This is a genomic window from Myxococcus sp. CA005, assembly GCF_006518205.1.
Lineage (GTDB): Bacteria > Myxococcota > Myxococcia > Myxococcales > Myxococcaceae > Myxococcus > Myxococcus xanthus.
The window spans coordinates 31,233-49,777 of sequence record NZ_SRLV01000007.1; the positions used below are offsets into that span (position 1 = coordinate 31,233).

Sequence of the window (18,545 nt, forward strand, 5' to 3'; positions counted from 1 at the left end):
TCAGGGCGCGGGCAGGAAGTCCGCGAACACGGCGGCGTGGTCCGACCCGCCATAGCCGCCCCGTGGGTCCCTCGCCGCGCGGAACGAGCCGGGCACATACGTGCCCCCGCCGCGCGCCAGGTACAGGTGGTCAATGGCCTGGGTGTCGCCGTGGTAGGTGTACGTCCACGTCTCGCTGGCCGGCCGGTCGCTGGAGACGCGCAGCAGCGCGCCGTCGCGCTCCAGCGCGGTGATGGGCTCCGAGCCCGGTACGTCGTTGAGGTCGCCGCCAAGGACGACGAGCGCGTCTGGAGCCGCCTGGGCCGCGCCCGCGACGATGTCCCGCGTCGCCACGGCCTCGGCGAAGCGGCGCCCGGCGTCGTCATTGGACTTGGAGCGGAAGTGCGCGGAGAAGACGATGACCTTCTTCCCGTCCACGTCCAGGTGGACCTCCAGCAACTCGCGGGAGAACCGGGTGGCGGAGCCATCCGGGCGCCACAGCGTGCGTTCCCGATGCCCGCGGACGTCGGTGATGGGGTGAACAGAGAGGACGGCCACGTCCACGGACGCCGCGGCGCCCGTCTCGCCCAGCTCCGAATAGCCGAAGCGGGGGAGCCGTGACGTGAGCGCGTCGAGCGAGGCCTGGGTTTCCACCTCGGCCAACAGCACCACGTCGGCGTTCAGTCGCGAGATGGCGGACGCGAGCCGGTCCGCCTGGAGACCGAACTCGGAGGGAGTGGGCAGCGCCTCATAGTTGCTGCCGCCGCACGCATCGGAGTCGCACACCGTGTCAAAGAGCCGCTGCACGTTGAAGGTCGCGATGCGCACACTGCCTTCGAGCGCGGTGTCGGGCGGTTGCAGCGGTCCACAGGCAGCCCCGACACATGGTTCATTCGGCCCCGGTGGTGTTTCACGCCCCTCGCAGGCGGACAGCGACAAGAGGGCGGCCAGCAGGGCCGCGGCGCGGAGGCGCTTGCGGTCCCTCGACGCAGAGGGAAGGGGGCGTGACATGGGGCCGTGAGACTACCCCATCGCGGCCCTGGCGCGGGCAGGCAGGCAGGACGCTGCCGTCGCTAGGAGGCGTCCTAATCTCACGCGCATTGCTTACTGTTGAGCGTTACGACATGAAAACGCACGGCGGTGGGTTTCGAGATTACCGTACGGACAGTTCGTGCGGAGGGGAGTGCGCGGCATGGTGGTCGAGATTCTGATCGGCGCAGCGGTGATGACGCTCATCACCGTTATCTTCACTGGGCCCGGTATGTGGAGCTCCACCTGGGGCTACCGGAAGAGGGAGGGACAGGACGTGTCGAGGTCCTCCGGCGAGAAGAACAAGACGCCGTAGTCTCCCGCGGCCGGCGTCACTGGCAGATGCCGGGGCAGTCCGTTGCTCCCGAGCCAGGCGAGCAGGCATCCAGCGGGTCGTCCACGCACCGTGTCCCCGTCGACACGCAATCGCCATGGAACGCACCGCAGCATTCGACGTACCCCTGAGGCACGTCGCACGGCGTCGCGAAGCTCCGGCACTCCGCGTCGCCCGAGGCAGGCCGCGCGAACACCCGCACCTGTGCGCAAGCATCGCCGTCATCGTCGGAGGTTCCGCTGCAAGCCGTGAGGAGCAGCGGGGCCACGGCCGCGAGCGCGGCCTTCATGCGTCGGTTCATGTCCGCTTTCTGGCCAGGGCTGGCCCACGCGTCCAATCCCCCCGCACCCAAGGTGTCAGGAGGAAGAAACGCGGGGCGCGTGTCACTCCACCAACAGCCGCTTCACCGGTGCGGGGTCCACCGCGACCATCAGCGGCCGGGTGAAGTTGCTGAACGACACCAGTGCCTGACCGGGGGCCAACCGTGACACCCGGTTCCAGAGGCTCTCGTCGATGCTGCCCGCGGTTTTCTGCATGCGCGAGATGACCGAGCTGTCGGCGATCTTGTGGATGACGAAGTTGTTGATGAGGCCCAGCACCTCGTTGGGCAGGTGCTGTGGAAGCTGGGTGACGAAGACGAGCCCCATCCAGCGCTTGCGGCCCCGCTTGGCGATCTTCGCCACCTGCTCGAAGAGCACGGGCATCTGGGCAATTCGGTTCGCGGAGAGGAACTCGTGGGCCTCTTCGATGATGATGAGGACCGGCGTGACCGATTGGTCCTTCGCGTTGGCCCGCTCGTAGCGTCGCTCCTGCGCTTCCTGGAGGCCTCGCAGGATGTCTGCGATGACCAGGTTGTTGAGCTGCGGTGAGTCCGTGTCCGACAGGTCGATGACGGAGACGCGCCCGGGTGTGAGCATGGACTCATAGGCCACGCCTTGCTCGTTACCCACGTCGAAGATGCCCAGGCGCCGCAGCCGGTGGAGTTTGCTGGCCAGGGCCTTCCAACTGATTTCGTGCCGGCTGCTCTGGGCCATGACGCGCGCCATGACCCGGCCGAAGTTGCTCTTGAACTCGGTGCGGAGCATCAGTCCGCGCGATGGCGCCTTGGCCGTGACGTCCGGGTCGGCCTCCGCGTCGTCGTTCTCCTCGAGCAGGGACGCCTGCTTCCGAGGGGTGGCGCGTGACCTTCCACGCGTCTCCGATTTGCCTTCGTCACTGAGGCTGTAGATGTACGCGCTGACCACGTCCAGCACGTGGTCGATGGTCATGTGGGGAAAGCCCGTGGACAATTCGTCCACGTCGAGGACCTGGCGGCGCTCTTCTTCCGTCTGCGGGTAGATGTTGAAGTCTTCGAGCAAGAGCTTGGTGACGTCGTAGGCCTTGAGGAACCGCTCCTGCTGTGCGTCCGACATGTCGAGAATCTCCGCGAGCGCGTACGGAGACAGGCTGGAGAACTTGAGCGAGAAGGCGTGCTTGTTCCGGTGTCGCGGATTGAGGCTGTCGCGCCCGGTGAGGTGGTGGATGTGCAAGTCCTTGACGCCCTGCGGACGCTGGCCTCGCCGTTTGAGCGCCTCGAGCATGGCGGCATGGTCGGTGGGCTGGTCCACGTGCGTGTATTCACCCTCCACGTCGAAGACGATGGTCGCGATGCCATCCGCTTGGGCTCGGTGGATGAGCGTGGCCACCGTGGTGGACTTGCCGCCGCCGGTTGTTCCGATGATGCCCGTGTGGCGTGGGAGGATGGATTTGTCCCGGGGATTGAGCCGGGCCTCCATCTTTTCGTACCCGACCACCAGCCCCAGGCACATGTCGCCGCCGACGCCCAGCACGCGAGCGCTCTCCGCCTCGTCGAGCAGGAAGACGGGGCTCTGCGGCCGGGGCCGGAAGCGGGGAGGCTTCAGCGTGCCTTCGACTTCCTCTCCGACAATCTCAATCTCCGCGCGCCCGTGATAGTCGAATGTGTACGCCAGCTTCTTGCCGTGGGTGACCACGCCAATGGCCATGGTGGAGTTGGCGGGCACCGCGTTCGGTTCCGCGAAGGGGCCCCGCACGACGACGCCCAGGTAGGCGCGGTTGTCTTCCCTCGACCTCACCCGGACCAGCGTCTGGGACGCGAGCAGGTGCAAATCCTCACGCGTGAGCAGCACGGTGATGAGGTTGTCCTGGCTGGAGGTGACGTCGAAGTGGGTGAATCCCACCGCCGCTGCCAGCTCTGGATCCACCTGGGGACCGGTATGGGCCTGGTTCCTGAGTTCGTCGAGCTCGTGCAGCGTCTTTGTTGGGGTCGGTCGAACGACCGCACTGTCAGGCTCCCGCGGGGACACGGGCCCAGGGGCCTTGCCATTCATGACAGGTGCTGCCGCCGTGGGGACAGCGCGGTGCTGACCATTCTTCCCGGGCGGCGGCCCGCCAACGCCCATGCCTGGCATGGGGACGGGGCGTGTGGGCCCGTTGGTGGGCCTCGCCTCTGGCCTGAACGGTCCATTTCCCGCCGCGCGGTGGCCGGGCGGTGGATCGCCCCAATTGCCTGGATCCTCCGACACGCCACCAGACCGGGTCGCAGCCTGTCCTGATGCGGCGGGTTGTCCCCGGAAAGTCCCGGCACCCGGCGCGCGTTGCCCCCTGCCGTCGTCAGCCATGCTCATGGTCCCCCTGGCCTAATGGCGCTTGCTGTGCTCGTTGAAGAACTCGAGGTTGGCTCCTGCCTGGGCATAGGCGTCATGCACGAGGCCCATGAACCCATCCTCACCGAAGGCGCTCCGGCACGACGCTTCCGCGACGTCGAGCAGCATGGGGAATCCCCGATCGGGCCGGAGGATGCTGTCGGCCATGGCGACTCGCGCCGCGAGGTGGACGTGGTCGCGATGCGCATAGAACGAGCGAGGAGGGGTTCGCTCGGATGCGCGAAACACACCGGAGATGACTTCGGGGCAGCATTCCTGCACGAACCTCGCCGCGAAGTTCTGGCTGCGGTCCCCGTACTTCCATTGCTCGATGACCCGCCTCCCATAGCGCTCGAGCGTTTCGAAGATGACGTACTCGCCAGCCTGGAGCGCATGACCAATGGTCAGGATGCCCCGCTCCTCGAGCGTGCTTGGCACGAACACGAACTTCTTCTGCTGGAGGATGAGGCGCCTGAGCACATTGATGGATTCGCGCAGGAGGCTCATGTAACCCGAGCCCGTGATCAGTTCATAAGCGCATGGATTGCCATGCCCGATACGCCACTCCGCTTCGGACTTGTCCACGAGCACGGCCCGCTCGGCGTAGGTCTTGATACCGCGACGAGCCAGTTTGGAGAGCGACCTCTCGCGAGGACTGGCCGACCTGTCCATCCGCTGGTCGATGCACGCGAGTGCCTCTTGAACTGGATTCGAACGCTGGTCCGACATCTCCTTCCGGAACAGTCGCTGAGAAAATGTTCCGCTCGTCCCTCCGTAACCCACCGCGGCGATTCCAATCTGGGTGATTCCAATTGGCAGGCTCTCGTGACTCGTCGAGATGCTGTTGACGGCCTCCACCTTCCCAGAGAAGAGCAGGCTCTGATGGACCGTGGCCAATTCTTCGGGCGTGGCCCTGTAGACCCCAGCCTCTTTGGCACCACCGCGAGAGTTCGCGGAGATTTTCGGAAGGACTTGTTGCCGGATGATCTTCTTCACGACGCCCTCCTTGTCCACGGCACTGGCGATTTCCTTTCGGAACCGCGCCATGACGCTCTCCAGGTCGAGCCCCTGCGACCATGTGTCGAGGTTGAGCGTCGTCAGCAGATCCTCTCCAAACGCGTCGACGAAGTCGTCGTCACCGACGAGATCCGCTCCGTCTTCGGCGTGAAAACCACCCGCCATGCCTAGCTCCTGTCTTCGCCAAGAAATTCGATGATGGAGAATCGCTGAGCGCGCTCCTGTCGCATGAGCGCGCGGGCATAGCCCCTGGCCTTGTCTTCAGGGAGACCGAAGCGGCGGGCCACCCGCAGGACGCCGTCTTCTCCTGGGGTGATACGGAGCATCCGCCGCACGAGCTCTGCTGGCGCGAGGAACTCGAGCGCCAGCCGGTCGGCACGCCGTTCGGCTTCCGCAGTGGCTCCGGAGGCAAGGTGCCCGGACGGGTTCCTGTCCATGAGCTTGACCTGGACGCCCAGTGGGACCTGCCCGAAAACCGAGGACAGTCTTTCCTCCAGGCTTGCGTTTCGCTTTCCGTCGAGGACGGGGAGGATTCCTTCTCCGAAGTAGCGCAGGGCTCGCTCGCGGGGAATCACGTGGTCGAGCACGAAGTGCGCGACCTCATGTGCCACGGTGAAGCGCTGTTCATCCTCCGAGTCACCGGTGTCGTGGAAGAGCAGGGCGCTCCCTTTCCAGGCGACCATGCACCCGTAGAGTTCCCGGTGGGTGTCGGAGATGGGATGTGGAACCTTCCGCTTCGATGTCCACGCCGCCACGTGCGCTGTCGTGAGCCTGGGGATGGGCACCGTCTCCACGGACAGTTGGTAGGGGGCCTCTTCGGCCAGGTCGCGTGGATAGGAAGTGCACTCCTGGAGCCCACTGATGGCCATGGCCTCATCCAGCCAACGACCCATCATGGAGTATCCTCATCGTCACGAATGCGGTCCCTGGCCGCGATTTGGATGCGACTGGCGCCGGTCATTGCCTCGCCTTCATTATCGGATGTCAGGGCGTCGATGACCTCGACGTGTCGAAGCACTCGGACCAGGACCCGCTCGTTGACCGCGAAGCGCTGAGCGACCGCGATGGTCTGCCTGGCAAAAGAAGCGCCAACGGGACGTCGGCAGAGGGACAGCCAGTGAAGCTCTTCCAGCGAGCAACCCAGTTGGTTCGCGAGGTCAGTGGTGGTGATGCCTTCAATCGCGCGGTAACGCTCGAACGCATGGCCAAGCATCCAGGCTTTCTCCGTGCTCCGCCTGGCCGCAGTCTCAAGCCAATCAGGATTCGTCACCGAAAACCTCCCTTCCAAAGCGCACCAGCCACTTCATGATGCGGTCACGGTTGCGCTTCACTTCGCGCTGGATGTCGACTGCGGGGAGCGCACCCAGGCCGAGTACCTCGGCGAACCGCTGGGTCGACCGTTCTCCCTGGAGCATGAGTCCGAGGAACGCGCGGTCCACCTGGGAGAGGTCGGATTGTTCGATGCGTTCCACGATGCACTTCACCTCCGCGGATTGCTCCAAACAGTCTTTCGGAGACCTCCCCAGAAGTTCGAAAAGGAGGCCGAATTTTTCTTCACGCGCCTGCCGCCTCGTCGCCGAGCGCTGCCAGTCCGTGACGGTGTTCTTCGCGGATTGCGCCAGGTAGGAGAACAGGCGACCTCGCTGCGGATCAAAGCGCTCGGGGGCTTCGAGGTAGTCGAGCAACACGTCGATGGCGGCGTCACGGGCCATTTCGTGGGTGCATCCTCGGGCGTACTTCACGGCTGCGATGATGGGGTCGACGAAGACCGCAAATGCGTCCACGTTCGCCACCGACTCTCGCTGGAGGATGCGCGCATGCAACGCGACGTCCTCGTCTCGTGTTGGAATTCCCATCCTGACTCCTCATCGGAAGTTTCCGTGGACGCGCTCGATACGTGCGCGCATGTGCTCCTTCGGAGCCGCACTGGTGAGTTCGACGGAAACATGCATCTGCGCCACCCAAATGGTTCCTGGCAGGCGCGCTGCATGTCTGTACCTCCCGGGTGGTATGTTCATGGACGGTAATGCAGACAGTGGAGCGAATGCACCTGGGCTCCGTTCGCTGGCTTGGGCGAGTCAGGTTTGCCAACGCGCAGGTCGTCGCAGACTCGGCGTCTGCGAAGACACCCTGCTTCAGCGTCTGATGTTGTGATGCACTGCGTGGTCTCCTGCCATCCCGGTCGGAGGGGAGCAGGGGATTCGCGAGACACGGATTGCTCAGGAGTTTTGACGCGCGTTGCCCATACCACCCAGGTGGTAAAGACAGACCCATCCCTCAACTGCACTCTTCGGGGCGGATGCTGGCGTTGTCCGATGCAACCCAGGGCGGCTCGGGGGGACGTTCCGGGAGCGCGGCCGACGCGGGGAGCGCCGTCAGGCGCGGCAGCGCGTTCCTTCGGGAGACGGGGCAGGGGGCTGCCCGGTTCCGGACGTGGGTGCTGCCGGGGCGAGGTGCTGGAGCCGGGCGGCCTGGAGCAGGAGGCCGCCCGGCGTTCGGCGTGAGGTGGAGGTGCGATCCATCCCCACCTTGGTGACGCGGCTCAGCAGCCCAGGTTGCCGCCAGGGCTCACGCCGAGCATGTTGGTGAAGTGCTGATAGTTGTTGATGCGGCTCTGCACCTGGCCCGGGTTGCGACCATTGCACTCCAGCGAGCCATTGATGGTGCGGATGGTCTCACCGAAGCCGTGGCCGTCGACCATCGCGCGGTGCGCGGACATGGTTCCGGCGCCGGCCTGCGTGGTCCAGAACCAGAACGCGGAGCGCCACGAGGCGTTGGCGTCCTGGGCCAGCAGGTCCGGGTTGGTGTGAAGCGGCAGCCCCAGCGCGGCGCCGGCGGCGCAGTAGTTTCCGTTCCAGGACAACTGGATGGGCCCACGTCCGTAGTACTTCTTGCCCGCGACGCAGTAGCAGCCCGGCGGCCCCCATGAGCCGCAGTAGTCACCGCGATTGATCTCCTCCACGTACACGTAGTTGCCCGTCTCATGGGCCGTGTTGGCGAAGAAGGCCGCCACCTCGCGCTTGCGCGTCTCCAGCGAGCCCGTGTTGGCGAAGGCCGGGAAGGTGCTCGCGGCGGCGATGAGGCTGCTGTACGTGTAGAAGGGGTTCCGGTTCGGGAACATGGCGTTGAACGTGGACTCGCTCAGGATGGCGGCCAGCCCCGTGCCGGGGTTGCCACCGCCCCCGTCGATGCGGTCGAACGTCCAACGCTGGTTCGTGCGCTGCTCGTAGGGGTACTGCACCAGCTCCGTGCCGTTGGCCGTGTTGCCCCAGTACACGTCAATGGCCATGTCCGTGTGACGCGCGCGGATGCTGAACTCGCTGCCCACTTCCTTCACGAAGCGGAACTGCTGGTTCGCTCCGCCGCCATAACCCCACTGGTGGACCAGCGCGTTCGCCGCGGTGCTCGCCTCCTTGATGTCGAGCGCCTTGTTGCTGTTCACGTTGATGATGCTGAAGTAGCCCCCGGACGTGGGCGTGACGCGGAAGCGCTGCGCATTCGTGCCGTTGCAATCCCATTGCTGCACCTTGGCGCCGTCCGCCGTGCTCGACGAGGCGACGTCGATGCACTTGTTCGTCATCACCGAGCGGATGACGTAGGTGCCTTCGGTGATGGTGTCGACAATGGCGGCGCCTTCCACCTGGCCCACCGGTTCGAGGGCGGCGGGCACTGGCTCGGCGTCGCCACAGCCTCCCAGGGCGCTCAGGCCCCCACAGATTCCCAGCAGGGCCAGACTGCGTGACACGAACTTGCCGGACATGCTTGTGCTCCTTGCGGTCGAGGGTTTCTCGGGCGCGCCACGCCTGGGGCGGGCGGAGGCCTTGGCTCCGGGGGGCCGGAGCCGCAAGGACTGTACGGCAGTCTGTAAATCAAGAATAAGCTGACAGTGCCGCTGGGCGCGAAGCGTTGACCAGCGGACGCGCCGCGGCGGCTCAGGCTTGTTGTTGCGCCGCGGGGAGACCCTGGGGCAGCAACGCGTCTGGGAGCTCGTCTTCCACGCCGCGCACGCGCGGGGAGGACGCGGTCAGCATGACGCAGCCCGCCAGCAGGAGGCCCAGGACGACGTAGAGCAGGGCGATGCCTCGACCCGGGCCGGTGCCCAGCACCTGGCCGAAGGTGTTGGCCAGGGCGCCGTCCGGCGCCATCCAGGGGTCGAAGACCTTGTCCGTCAACGGGCCCGCGAGCAGCGCGGCGACGGGCGGGGCGACCAGCGCGAGCATCCGGCGCGTGGCGAACACCCGTCCCTGGATGGCGGGAGGCACCTTGCTCTGCCAGATGGCCTGCGAGCAGCCCATGGCCACCGGCGCGGTGAACATGAACACGAAGGCGGCGCAGGCGACGACGAACACGCTGGCGGGGAGCGCCGCGGCCAGCAATGCCACGCCCGCGACGAGCTCCGCGCCCAGCACGCCCAGGATGCGCCGCTTCGGGCCGCCCCAGACGCCCATGGTGATTCCACCCGCCACCATGCCGACGCCGGAGCAGGACACCACCAGGCCCAGTGTCGTCGGGTCCGTGAAGCTCAACACCAGCGGGGTGATGAGCACCGTCACCAGTACGGTGATCAGGTTGACGGCGGAGCTGAAGCCCAGCAATCCGAGCAGGCCGGGGCGCTCGCGGATGAAGCGCCAGCCCAGCGCGATGTCCGTCCACAGCGACTTCCTGGGCTCGGTCCGCGCGGCGTCCGGTTCGGGCTGGGGGATGCGCACGCTCAGCAGCGTGGCCACCGCGAAGAGGAAGGTCGCCAGGTCGATGAGCAGCACGCCTTGCAAGCCCATGCGCACCACCAGCACGCCCGCCATCGCGGGGCCCAGGAGCTGGCCCGCGCTCATGGCCAGTTCCACCATGCCGTTGGCCCGGCCCAGGTTCTGCTTGGAGACCAGCAGGGGCGTGGCCGTGGAGAAGGCCAGGACGCGGAAGGTGCTGAAGGCGGCGCTCATCGCCAGGGGGGGATAGAAGTGCCAGTTTTGAAGGGGCCACAGCCCGGCGCGGTCCGCCGCGACAAAGCACCACATCAACCCGATGGCTGTCATCGCGCCCAGGTCCGCCAGCAGCATCACCCGCTGACGGTTGCTGCGGTCCACCATGGAGCCCGCGACGGGCGCGAGCAGCACCATCGGGAGGAACCCGAAGAACGACGCCAGCGAGTACTCCGTGACGGAATCGCTGTTCTGGTAGACGTAGACACCCACCGAGAACTGGGTGAGTCCCGTCCCCAGTGACGAGATGAGCTGACCCAGCCAGATGAGACTGAAGACCCGGGCAGGGTTCGTGACGACGTTCCTGCTTGAGAATGCCATGCCGTCAGCGGGCCTTCCGCGGGCGTGCGCCGCTCGGTGTCAGATGCATGGCTAGAGTCTTCGTGAGCACGGCCAGGACGTCTACCTGGATACCGCGTTCTTTTTATCAGGAACCGCTATCGCTGTAATAATCGTTATTATCGTTTATATGGACAAGCAGGCAATGTCGGTGGCACAAGCTGCGCTGTATCAAGGGGGCGGGCTCAAGCGAGGTACGAGCGTGCTTCCTCTTCCGGGCGAAGCGGCATGTTGGCTCGGGGGGCCTTGGCCGGAAGATGTTTGCCGGGGGGTTCTCCGTGCTCAGCCGGATGTCGTGGCCGCGTGTCAACCCGGGCCGTGTCCAGCGCAGGAGAAGACATGACCGAGCACATCGAGCCGCGAGCTCACCGTTTCCCCACCCTGGTGGACGTGTTGTGTCAACGCGCCGAGTCTCAAGGCGACGCGCTGTTGTATCGCTTCCTGGAGACGGGAGACGTGGACGGCCCGGTGGAGGAGTGGACCTACCGGCGGCTGGATTCACGGGCGCGGTCGCTGGGGGCTCGGCTGCGTGCCCTGGGGGCGCAGGGGGAGCGGGCGCTGCTGCTCTATCCGCCCGGCCTGGAGTTCGTCGCGGGCTTCATGGGCTGTCTGTATGGCGGCGTCATCGCCGTGCCGTGTTACCCGCCGGACCCCACGCGGTTGGAGCGCACGCTGCCGCGCCTTCGCGCCATCGCCCGGGACTGCGGCGCGCGCTACGTGCTGACGACGAGCACCATCCAGGAGATGGCGGAGTTCCTCACGCCACAGGCTCCCGAGCTGGGTGAATTGCAGTGGATTGCCAGTGACGCGGTGCCGGAAGCCGAGGCCGCGGACTGGAAGCGCCCGGACCTGACGTCCGAGTCGCTGGCCTTCTTGCAATACACGTCGGGTTCCACGGGCAACCCGAAGGGGGTCAAGGTCAGCCACGCCAACATCCTCCACAACGAGTCGTTGATTACGCGTGACTTCGGGTTGCAGGCGGAGCGTTCGGTGGGCGTGGGCTGGTTGCCCATGTTCCATGACATGGGGCTCATCGGTAAGGTGTTGCAGCCGCTCTACCTGGGCTTCCCGTGCGTGCTGATGTCGCCCATCGCGTTCCTTCAGCGGCCCTTGCGTTGGCTGGAGGCCGTCTCCCATTTCAAGGGGACGGTCAGTGGTGGACCCAACTTCGCGTACGACCTGTGCGCGCGAAAGGCCCGCGCCGAAGACGTGGCCCGTCTGGATTTGAGCCACTGGGACCTGGCCTTCAACGGCGCGGAGCCCGTGCGGCGCGAGACGATGGAGCGCTTCGCGGAGACGTTCGCGCCCGCTGGCTTCCGGCGCGAGGCCTTCTATCCCTGCTACGGCCTGGCAGAGGCGACGCTCATCGTCAGCGGCGGCGTGAAGGGAACGCCTTGTGTGCAGGAGCGCTACGACACCGGCTCGCTGGAGCTGGGGCGCGCGAAGCCCGCGTCCGACGCGGCGGAGGGGCCCACGGCGCGCACGCTGGTGTCCTCCGGTCAGGGCGCGCCGGACCAGCGGCTGCTCATCGTGGACCCGGAGACGCGGGTGCCTCGGGCCTCGAACGAGGTGGGTGAGGTCTGGGTCGCTGGCCCCAGCGTGGCGGGTGGGTATTGGGATCGTCCGGAGGAGACGGCGCATGCCTTCGGCGCGCGGCTCGCCAACGGCGAGGGGCCCTTCCTCCGCACCGGTGACCTGGCTTTCCTGTCGCCGGAGGGCGAGCTCTTCATCACCGGCCGTCTCAAGGATCTGCTCATCGTCCGGGGTCGGAACCTGTATCCGCAGGACCTGGAAATGACCGCGGAGCGCGCGCACCGCGCGGTGCGTCCCGGCTGCAGCGCCGCCTTCTCCGTGGACGTGGAGGGGGAGGAGCGGCTGGTGGTGGTCTCCGAGGTCGACGTGCGCGAAGGCTTCGACGGCGCGGCGGTGGTGGGCGCCCTGCGCCGCGCGCTCGCCGATGAGCACCAGGTGCATGCGCACACGGTGGTGCTGCTCCAGGCCCGGAGCATTCCGAAGACATCGAGCGGGAAGATTCAGCGCCGCGCCTGTCGTGATGGCTTCCTGGCGGGCTCGCTGGAGGTGGTGGAGGTGTCGGGCGAGGAGGCCGCTCCGGTGCCGGAGGCCGTGCCTTCCACGCCGTCCGCGCCCCTGCGCGAGCGCCTGGCCCTGGCGTCCGAGGAGGCCCGTCCGGCGCTGCTGGTGGACTTCCTCCGCGTGGAGGCCGCGCGGGTGCTGCGCGCTGCGCCCGCGTCCCTGGCGCCGGAGACGTCGCTGGCCAGCCTGGGGCTCGACTCGCTGATGGCGCTGGAGCTCCACGGCCGGCTGGAAGAGGAACTCGGTGTGTCGCTGCCCGTGGCCTTCCTCTGGCAGCACCCGACGCTGGGGACCGCCGCCGCGCATCTGGTGGACGCGTGGAAGGGCTCCGCCGCGCCCGCCGCGCCGCCGCTGAAGGCCGGCTCGCTGGAGGGAGAGCTGCCGCTGTCTCCCGGTCAGCAGCGCCTGTGGTTCCTGGACCGGCTGGTGCCGGAGAGCGCGCTGTACAACGTCCACTTCCAGCTCCGGCTCTCCGGCGCGCTGGACGTGCCCGCGCTGGAGCGCGCGCTGCAAGGGCTCCTGTCGCGTCACGCGGTGCTGCGCGCGGCCTTCCCCGAAGTGGAGGGTCAGCCGCGCCAGCTCCTGCCGCCCCTGCGTCCGCTGGACGTGGCCCGCGAGGACCTGCGGGCGCTGTCGCCCGCCGAGCGTGACGCGCGGCTGAATCAGTTGGCCCGCGCCCAGGGCGAGGCGCCCTTCAATCTCTCAGAGGGCCTGCTGGTGCGTGCGGCGCTGGTGGCGCTGGAGGACCAGGAGCACGTGCTCCTGATGACCCAGCACCACATCGTCACCGATGGCTGGTCCATTGGCGTCCTGGCCCGGGAGCTGGCCGCGCTGTACCGCGCGGAGGTGGCTGGCGCCGCCGCGTCGCTGGGCGCGCCCGCCTTGCAGTACGTGGACTACGCACGTTGGCAGCGCGGGCTGGGCGGCGCGCTGGACGGGCAGCGTGCCTACTGGGCGCGGAAGCTGGAGAACCTGCCGCGCCTGGAGTTGCCCACGGACTTCCCGCGTCCCCGGGAGCCGGGCTTCCGCGGCGCGCTCCACCGTTTCGCGCTGCCGGCCGAGCTGGTGGATTCGCTCAAGGCGGTGGGCCGGAGTGAGGGCTGTACCTTCTTCGTTACGCTGGCGGCGGCCTGGGCGGCGCTGCTGCACCGCTATAGCGGTCAGGACGACTTCGGCCTGGGCACCATCTTCGCGCAGCGGGACCGGGCCGAGCTGCGTGACGTGGTGGGGTTCTTCGCCAGCACGCTGGTGCTCCGCGCGGACGTGTCCGGCGCGCCCCGCTTCCGGGAGCTGCTGGGCCGCATGCGCCACACGTTCCACGAGGCCCTGGCGCACGCGGACCTGCCCTTCGAGGAAGTGGTGGGCGCGTCGCGCGCGGTCCGTGGCGGCGACAACCCGCTGTTCCAGGCGAACCTGGTGTTGGAGAGCCTGCCGCCGGTGGACATGGACGTGCCGGGCATGCAGTGGCGCCCGGTGCTGCCCGTGCCGGACGGCGCGGTGGAGGGCACGGCGAAGTTCGACCTGCAGCTCGCCGTCGTGGAGACGCCGCGAGGGCTGGAGGGCGCGCTGGAGTACCGCTCGGACCTCTTCTCGGCGGAGACGATGGCGCGGCTCGCGGGACACCTGGAGGCGTTGCTGAGGGGCATCGTCGCTGCTCCGGACGCGCGTGTGGAGGACCTGCCGCTGCTCGACGAGGCGGAGCGTCGTTCTCTGCTGGAGCGCTGGAACGACTTCACGGCGCCGCTCTCCCAGGACGCTTCGCACTGCATCCACGCGCAGTTCCGTGAGCAGGCCGCCCGCACGCCCGACGCGGTGGCGGTGGTCGCCGAGGACGGGACGCTCACCTACGCGGAGCTGGCGCGCCGTGCGTCCGCGCTGGCCTTGCATCTGAGGGGCCTGGGCGTGGGCCCCGAGGTGCGCGTGGGCCTGTGCGCCGAGCGCTCGGTGGAGATGGTGGCGGGGATGCTCGGCATCCTCGAGGCGGGCGGCGCCTACGTGCCCCTGGACCCGGACTATCCCCGGGAGCGGCTCACGTACATGCTGGAGGACTCGGGCGCGCGCGTGCTCGTCACGCAGTCCCATCTGGCGGGGACGCTGCCCGTGGCCGGCCTGCACACCGTGCTGCTGGATACGGCGGAGCCCTACGCGGCGATGCCGGCGTCACCGCTGGCCCTGGGGACCACGCCGGACAACGCGGCGTATGTCATCTACACGTCGGGCTCCACGGGACGGCCCAAGGGCGTGGTGGTACCGCATGGGGGCGTGGCCAACTTCTTCGCCGCCATGGACGTGCGCGTGGGCCACTCGCCCGCGGGCGCCTGGTTGGCCGTCACCAGCATCTCCTTCGACATCTCCGTCCTGGAGTTGCTGTGGACGCTCACCCGCGGCTTCAAGGTGGTGGTGCAAGGGGAGGGGGCTTCGCTCAAGGCGCCCGCTCGCGCCGCGGGGGCCCGGAAGCGCCCCATGGACTTCAGCCTGTTCTACTTCGCGGATGACGCGGAGGTGTCGCGCGGGGAGAGCAGCTACCGGCTGTTGCTGGAGGGCGCGAAGTTCGCGGACACTCACGGCTTCGCGGCGGTGTGGACGCCGGAGCGCCACTTCCACGCCTTCGGCGGCCTGTACCCCAATCCCTCCGTGGTGGGCGCGGCTGTCGCCACCGTGACGAAGCGCGTGGCCATCCGCGCGGGCAGCGTGGTGCTGCCACTCCACCATCCCGTGCGCGTGGCGGAGGAGTGGTCCCTGGTGGACAACCTGTCCGGCGGGCGCGTGGGCATCTCCGTCGCTTCCGGCTGGCATGCCAATGACTTCGTCTTCGCGCCGGAGAAGTACGAGCAGCGCCGTGAGCTGATGATGGAAGGCATCGACACCGTGCGCCGGCTGTGGCGTGGGGAGACGGTGCGCTTCCCGGGCGGCGGCGGCGCGCAGGTGGATGTGAAGCTGCGCCCCCGTCCCGTGCAGGCGGAGCTGCCCGTGTGGCTCACCGCCGCGGGAAACCCGGAGACGTTCATCACCGCGGGCCGGCTGGGGTGCAACATCCTCACGCACCTGCTGGGGCAGACGTGGGAGGACCTGGAGAAGAAGCTGTCACTTTACCGTCAGGCCTGGCGCGACGCGGGCCACGCGGGCGAGGGCCACGTCACCCTCATGCTGCACACCTTCATCGGCGAGGACATGGCGAAGGTGCGCGAGGTGGTGGAGCAGCCCTTCCGCAACTACCTCAAGAGCTCGGCCGACCTGATGCGCGGCCTGGGGAGCACGCTGGGCATCGACATGGATTCGGCCACGGAGGCGGACCTGGACCGGCTCGCCGGCCATGCCTTCGACCGCTACTTCGAGACGAGCGGCCTGTTCGGCACGCCGCGTTCGGTGCGCGAGCGCGTCGGGCAGCTCTACTCTCTGGGCGTGGACGAGGTGGGGTGCCTCATCGACTTCGGTATTCCCGCAGACACGGTGCTGGCCAGCCTGCCGCTGCTGGACGAAGTGCGGCAGCGCTGCGTGCGGGACAGCCGCCGCGCGGGCACGGCGAAGACGATTCCCGAGCAGCTCCGCGAGCACGGCGTGACGCACCTGCAGTGCACGCCGTCCCTGGCGCGCGCGCTGCTGTCCGAGCCCGAGTCCGTCGAGGCGCTGGGCGGCCTGCAACGGCTGATGGTGGGCGGCGAGGCCCTTCCGGGCGCGTTGGCCGCGTCCCTGCGCAAGGCGCTGCCGGAGTCCGCCGAGCTGCTCAACATGTACGGCCCCACGGAGACGACCATCTGGTCCTCCACGGCGCGCGTGACCCCGGAGGAGACGGCGGCCGTCGTCTCCATTGGCACGCCACTGCTGCGCACGTGCTTGTACGTCCTCGACGCACGGATGCGGCCGGCGCCGGTGGGCGTGGCGGGTGAGCTGTACATCGGCGGCGCGGGCGTGGTGCGTGGCTATTTGGGCCGGCCCGAGCTGACGGCGGAGCGCTTCATTCCGGATGCCTGGGCCCGTGAGCCCGGGGCCCGGCTGTATCGCACGGGGGACCGCGCACGGTGGCGGCCCGACGGCACCATGGAGTTCCTCGGCCGTGTGGACCACCAGCTCAAGGTGCGTGGCTTCCGCATCGAGGCGGGGGAAATCGAGGCGGCGCTCACCGCCCAGCCCTCGGTGCGCGAGGCGGTGGTGGTGGCGCGCGAGGATGTGCCCGGCGACGTGCGGCTCGTGGCCTACGTGGTGCCCGCGCAGGGCGCCACGGTGGAGGCGTCCGCGCTGCGCGACGCCCTGGCTCAGCGGTTGCCGGAGCACATGGTTCCGTCGCTCGTCATGGAGCTACCGGCGCTCCCGTTGACGCCCAATGGCAAGGTGGACCGCAGGGCCCTGCCCACGCCGAACGTGGTGCGCTCCGCGAAAGCGGCCTTCGTGGCGCCGCAGGGGCAACTGGAGGAGCAGATTGCCCAGGTGTGGCGCAGCGTCCTCCGTGTGGAGCAGGTGGGCGTGCACGACAACTTCTTCGACCTGGGCGGCCACTCGCTCCTGATGGTGCAGGTGCACACCCAGCTCAAGTCGGTGCTGGGCCAGGACCTGCCCCTGCTGAAGCTGCTGGAGCACCCCACCATCAGCACCCTGGCGCGTTTCGCGCGGCAGGGGCCCGCGGCGGCGCAGTCCCAGGTGGAAGCCGCGCAGGACCGGGCCAAGCGGCAGTTGGAGAGCCTCAAGCGTCAGCGTCAGCGCGCCAGGAAGTAGCGGCGCGGGGAGCGCGCGGGCTACGCGCGCGTTTCGTTCAGCGCCTGCCGGATGGCGCGTGCCACCGGCGAGGCGTCGTCCTCCGGGCCCTGTACCGAGAAGGGGGCGCGGGACAGGAGCGGCGGCTGGGCCATGAAGCGCGGCTGGGTTCCCTGGTGCGGCTGGGCGGCATGGACCAGGAAGGGGTGGCACAGGTACACGGTGCCGGCCTCTCCCGTGGCGAGCGCGAGCGGCCGGTGGGCCGACACGTCCAACTTCCCGGCGAGCTCCATGAACGTCAACCCCGCGTCCCCCGCAGGGGCCAACACGCGGGCGACGTCCCGGTGGGAGCCCACGCGGATGCGGGTGGGGGCGTCGTCCTCGCCCACGTCGGAGCAGAGGAAGAGCATCAGCAGGGCGCGGCCTTTCGACGCCACATTCACCCGCCAGGAGAAAAACGAGCTCGGGTCGTCACCTGGGAAGCTGGCATCGACATGCCAGCCGTCGTCTCCAGGCGCGTCCGGGCTGGGAAAGCGCACGGGGAAGGTGCCCAGGCTGCCTCGAGGGAGCCAGCGTCCGGGGCCCACCAACTGGTCGAACGCGCCTCGCAGCCGGGGCGTGTTCGCCGCCAGCCGGAAGGGCTCCTGCGCATAGTCCCCGAGCCGGATGACCGGCTGCTTCCAGGTGGCCGGATTGTCCGGGGCACACCCCGTGTCGCGCCACAGCAGCTCGCGGCACGCGTCCGCCAGCTCGCGGGGAAACGCCTGGTCCAGTCGGACGAATCCACGCTCGATGAACTGCTCCACTTCGCCTGGGGAAAGCTCCATTCGGGTTGCCTCCTCGTGGTCCGGGGCCAGTCGCCCGCAGCGCGGTACTGTATTGATTTATCATAAGAATTCATACGTCCGGTGATTGCTTCGCGGCGTGGAGCTCGGGCTGCCCATCAGGTGGAGCCGGCTGGCGTGTGCAGGACACATCCAGGCCATTGCGTTTGCTGGTGGAATCCCCTGGGCATCGGCCCTGGGGGACGCTGGGCGACTGATAGGCTTTATGTATATGGGTTCTACGATTTCCCCGGAATGGAGGCGGCGCGCACTCTGACTGGCGGGTGAGTCATGTCTGGGGAGTGTTTTGTTCGCAATTAGTTCTACTGAGGTCATCCATGTGTTTGCTTCGGGGTTTGTTGATTTTCAAGTCAGGCATGCATCAGTCGAAGTCTTGGTGATTGAGAGACATGGGGTGCTCCGTTTGGAGTGTCCGGTTCTCGTGAAAGTGCACGAAACGGCTTCGTGCTGACGGGCTTGCGCCAACGTTTTGGATTTGGCATTGATCCGTTCTTCCTTGTATCGGGTCTATCGAGGGGGAGGCGGACTGCGTCCGTCGTCATCTCGTTTGCCGAGGAAAAGCCCGGCTTTCGAGCGT

General features: G+C 67.9%; 12 protein-coding genes. 2 read left to right on the forward strand and 10 right to left on the reverse strand.

The annotated features are described in order from the left end of the window. Positions 1–990, reverse strand: coding sequence for an endonuclease/exonuclease/phosphatase family protein (locus FMQ63_RS04725; RefSeq protein WP_011554537.1), 990 nt, complete (start codon positions 988–990; stop codon positions 1–3). A 181-nt stretch (positions 991–1,171) separates the two neighbouring features. Here FMQ63_RS04725 and FMQ63_RS37280 point away from each other — a divergent pair, with 181 nt between their 5' ends. Then, positions 1,172–1,324 carry a hypothetical protein gene (locus FMQ63_RS37280; protein WP_167545717.1) on the forward strand — a complete coding sequence of 51 codons (153 nt, stop codon included), beginning with the start codon at positions 1,172–1,174 and terminating at the stop codon, positions 1,322–1,324. 16 nt (positions 1,325–1,340) lie between these two features. Here the strand turns inward: FMQ63_RS37280 and FMQ63_RS04730 are convergent, their stop codons facing one another. From FMQ63_RS04730 to FMQ63_RS04765, 8 genes are all read right to left on the reverse strand, one after another. Continuing rightward, positions 1,341–1,643: a hypothetical protein gene (locus FMQ63_RS04730; RefSeq protein ID WP_011554535.1), complete on the reverse strand. Its 303-nt coding sequence runs from the start codon at positions 1,641–1,643 to the stop codon at positions 1,341–1,343. 82 nt (positions 1,644–1,725) lie between these two features. Further along, positions 1,726–3,987 carry an ATP-binding protein gene (locus FMQ63_RS04735; RefSeq protein WP_011554534.1) on the reverse strand — a complete coding sequence of 754 codons (2,262 nt, stop codon included), beginning with the start codon at positions 3,985–3,987 and terminating at the stop codon, positions 1,726–1,728. A 12-nt stretch (positions 3,988–3,999) separates the two neighbouring features. Next, the gene (locus FMQ63_RS04740; RefSeq protein WP_011554533.1) at positions 4,000–5,187 is read right to left on the reverse strand and encodes a hypothetical protein; all 1,188 of its coding nucleotides are present in this window, start codon (positions 5,185–5,187) and stop codon (positions 4,000–4,002) included. A gap of 2 nt (positions 5,188–5,189) precedes the next feature. After that, positions 5,190–5,918 (reverse strand): ImmA/IrrE family metallo-endopeptidase, encoded by a 729-nt coding sequence (locus FMQ63_RS04745; RefSeq protein ID WP_011554532.1) that lies wholly within the window; start codon positions 5,916–5,918, stop codon positions 5,190–5,192. Continuing rightward, positions 5,915–6,292, reverse strand: coding sequence for a hypothetical protein (locus tag FMQ63_RS04750; protein WP_043612322.1), 378 nt, complete (start codon positions 6,290–6,292; stop codon positions 5,915–5,917). Before FMQ63_RS04750 ends, FMQ63_RS04745 begins: the two co-directional genes overlap by 4 nt. Next, positions 6,279–6,815 carry an RNA polymerase sigma factor gene (locus FMQ63_RS04755; RefSeq protein WP_225909347.1) on the reverse strand — a complete coding sequence of 179 codons (537 nt, stop codon included), beginning with the start codon at positions 6,813–6,815 and terminating at the stop codon, positions 6,279–6,281. Before FMQ63_RS04755 ends, FMQ63_RS04750 begins: the two co-directional genes overlap by 14 nt. A 749-nt stretch (positions 6,816–7,564) precedes the next feature. Beyond that, positions 7,565–8,782, reverse strand: a complete 1,218-nt coding sequence (locus FMQ63_RS04760) for a glycoside hydrolase family 19 protein (protein WP_011554529.1) — start codon at positions 8,780–8,782, stop codon at positions 7,565–7,567. A gap of 172 nt (positions 8,783–8,954) precedes the next feature. Further along, entirely contained in the window at positions 8,955–10,322 is a 1,368-nt protein-coding gene (locus tag FMQ63_RS04765; protein WP_011554528.1) for an MFS transporter, read from the reverse strand. Positions 10,323–10,679: 357 nt separating this feature from the next. Between FMQ63_RS04765 and FMQ63_RS04770 the strand changes: the two genes are divergently transcribed. Beyond that, on the forward strand, positions 10,680–17,144 hold the full coding sequence (locus FMQ63_RS04770) for a MupA/Atu3671 family FMN-dependent luciferase-like monooxygenase (protein ID WP_011554527.1): 6,465 nt from the start codon (positions 10,680–10,682) through the stop codon (positions 17,142–17,144). 20 nt (positions 17,145–17,164) lie between these two features. Here FMQ63_RS04770 and FMQ63_RS04775 read toward each other — a convergent pair whose 3' ends face one another. Next, positions 17,165–17,950 (reverse strand): phytanoyl-CoA dioxygenase family protein, encoded by a 786-nt coding sequence (locus FMQ63_RS04775; protein ID WP_011554526.1) that lies wholly within the window; start codon positions 17,948–17,950, stop codon positions 17,165–17,167. Between the last annotated feature and the right edge of the window lie 595 nt (positions 17,951–18,545).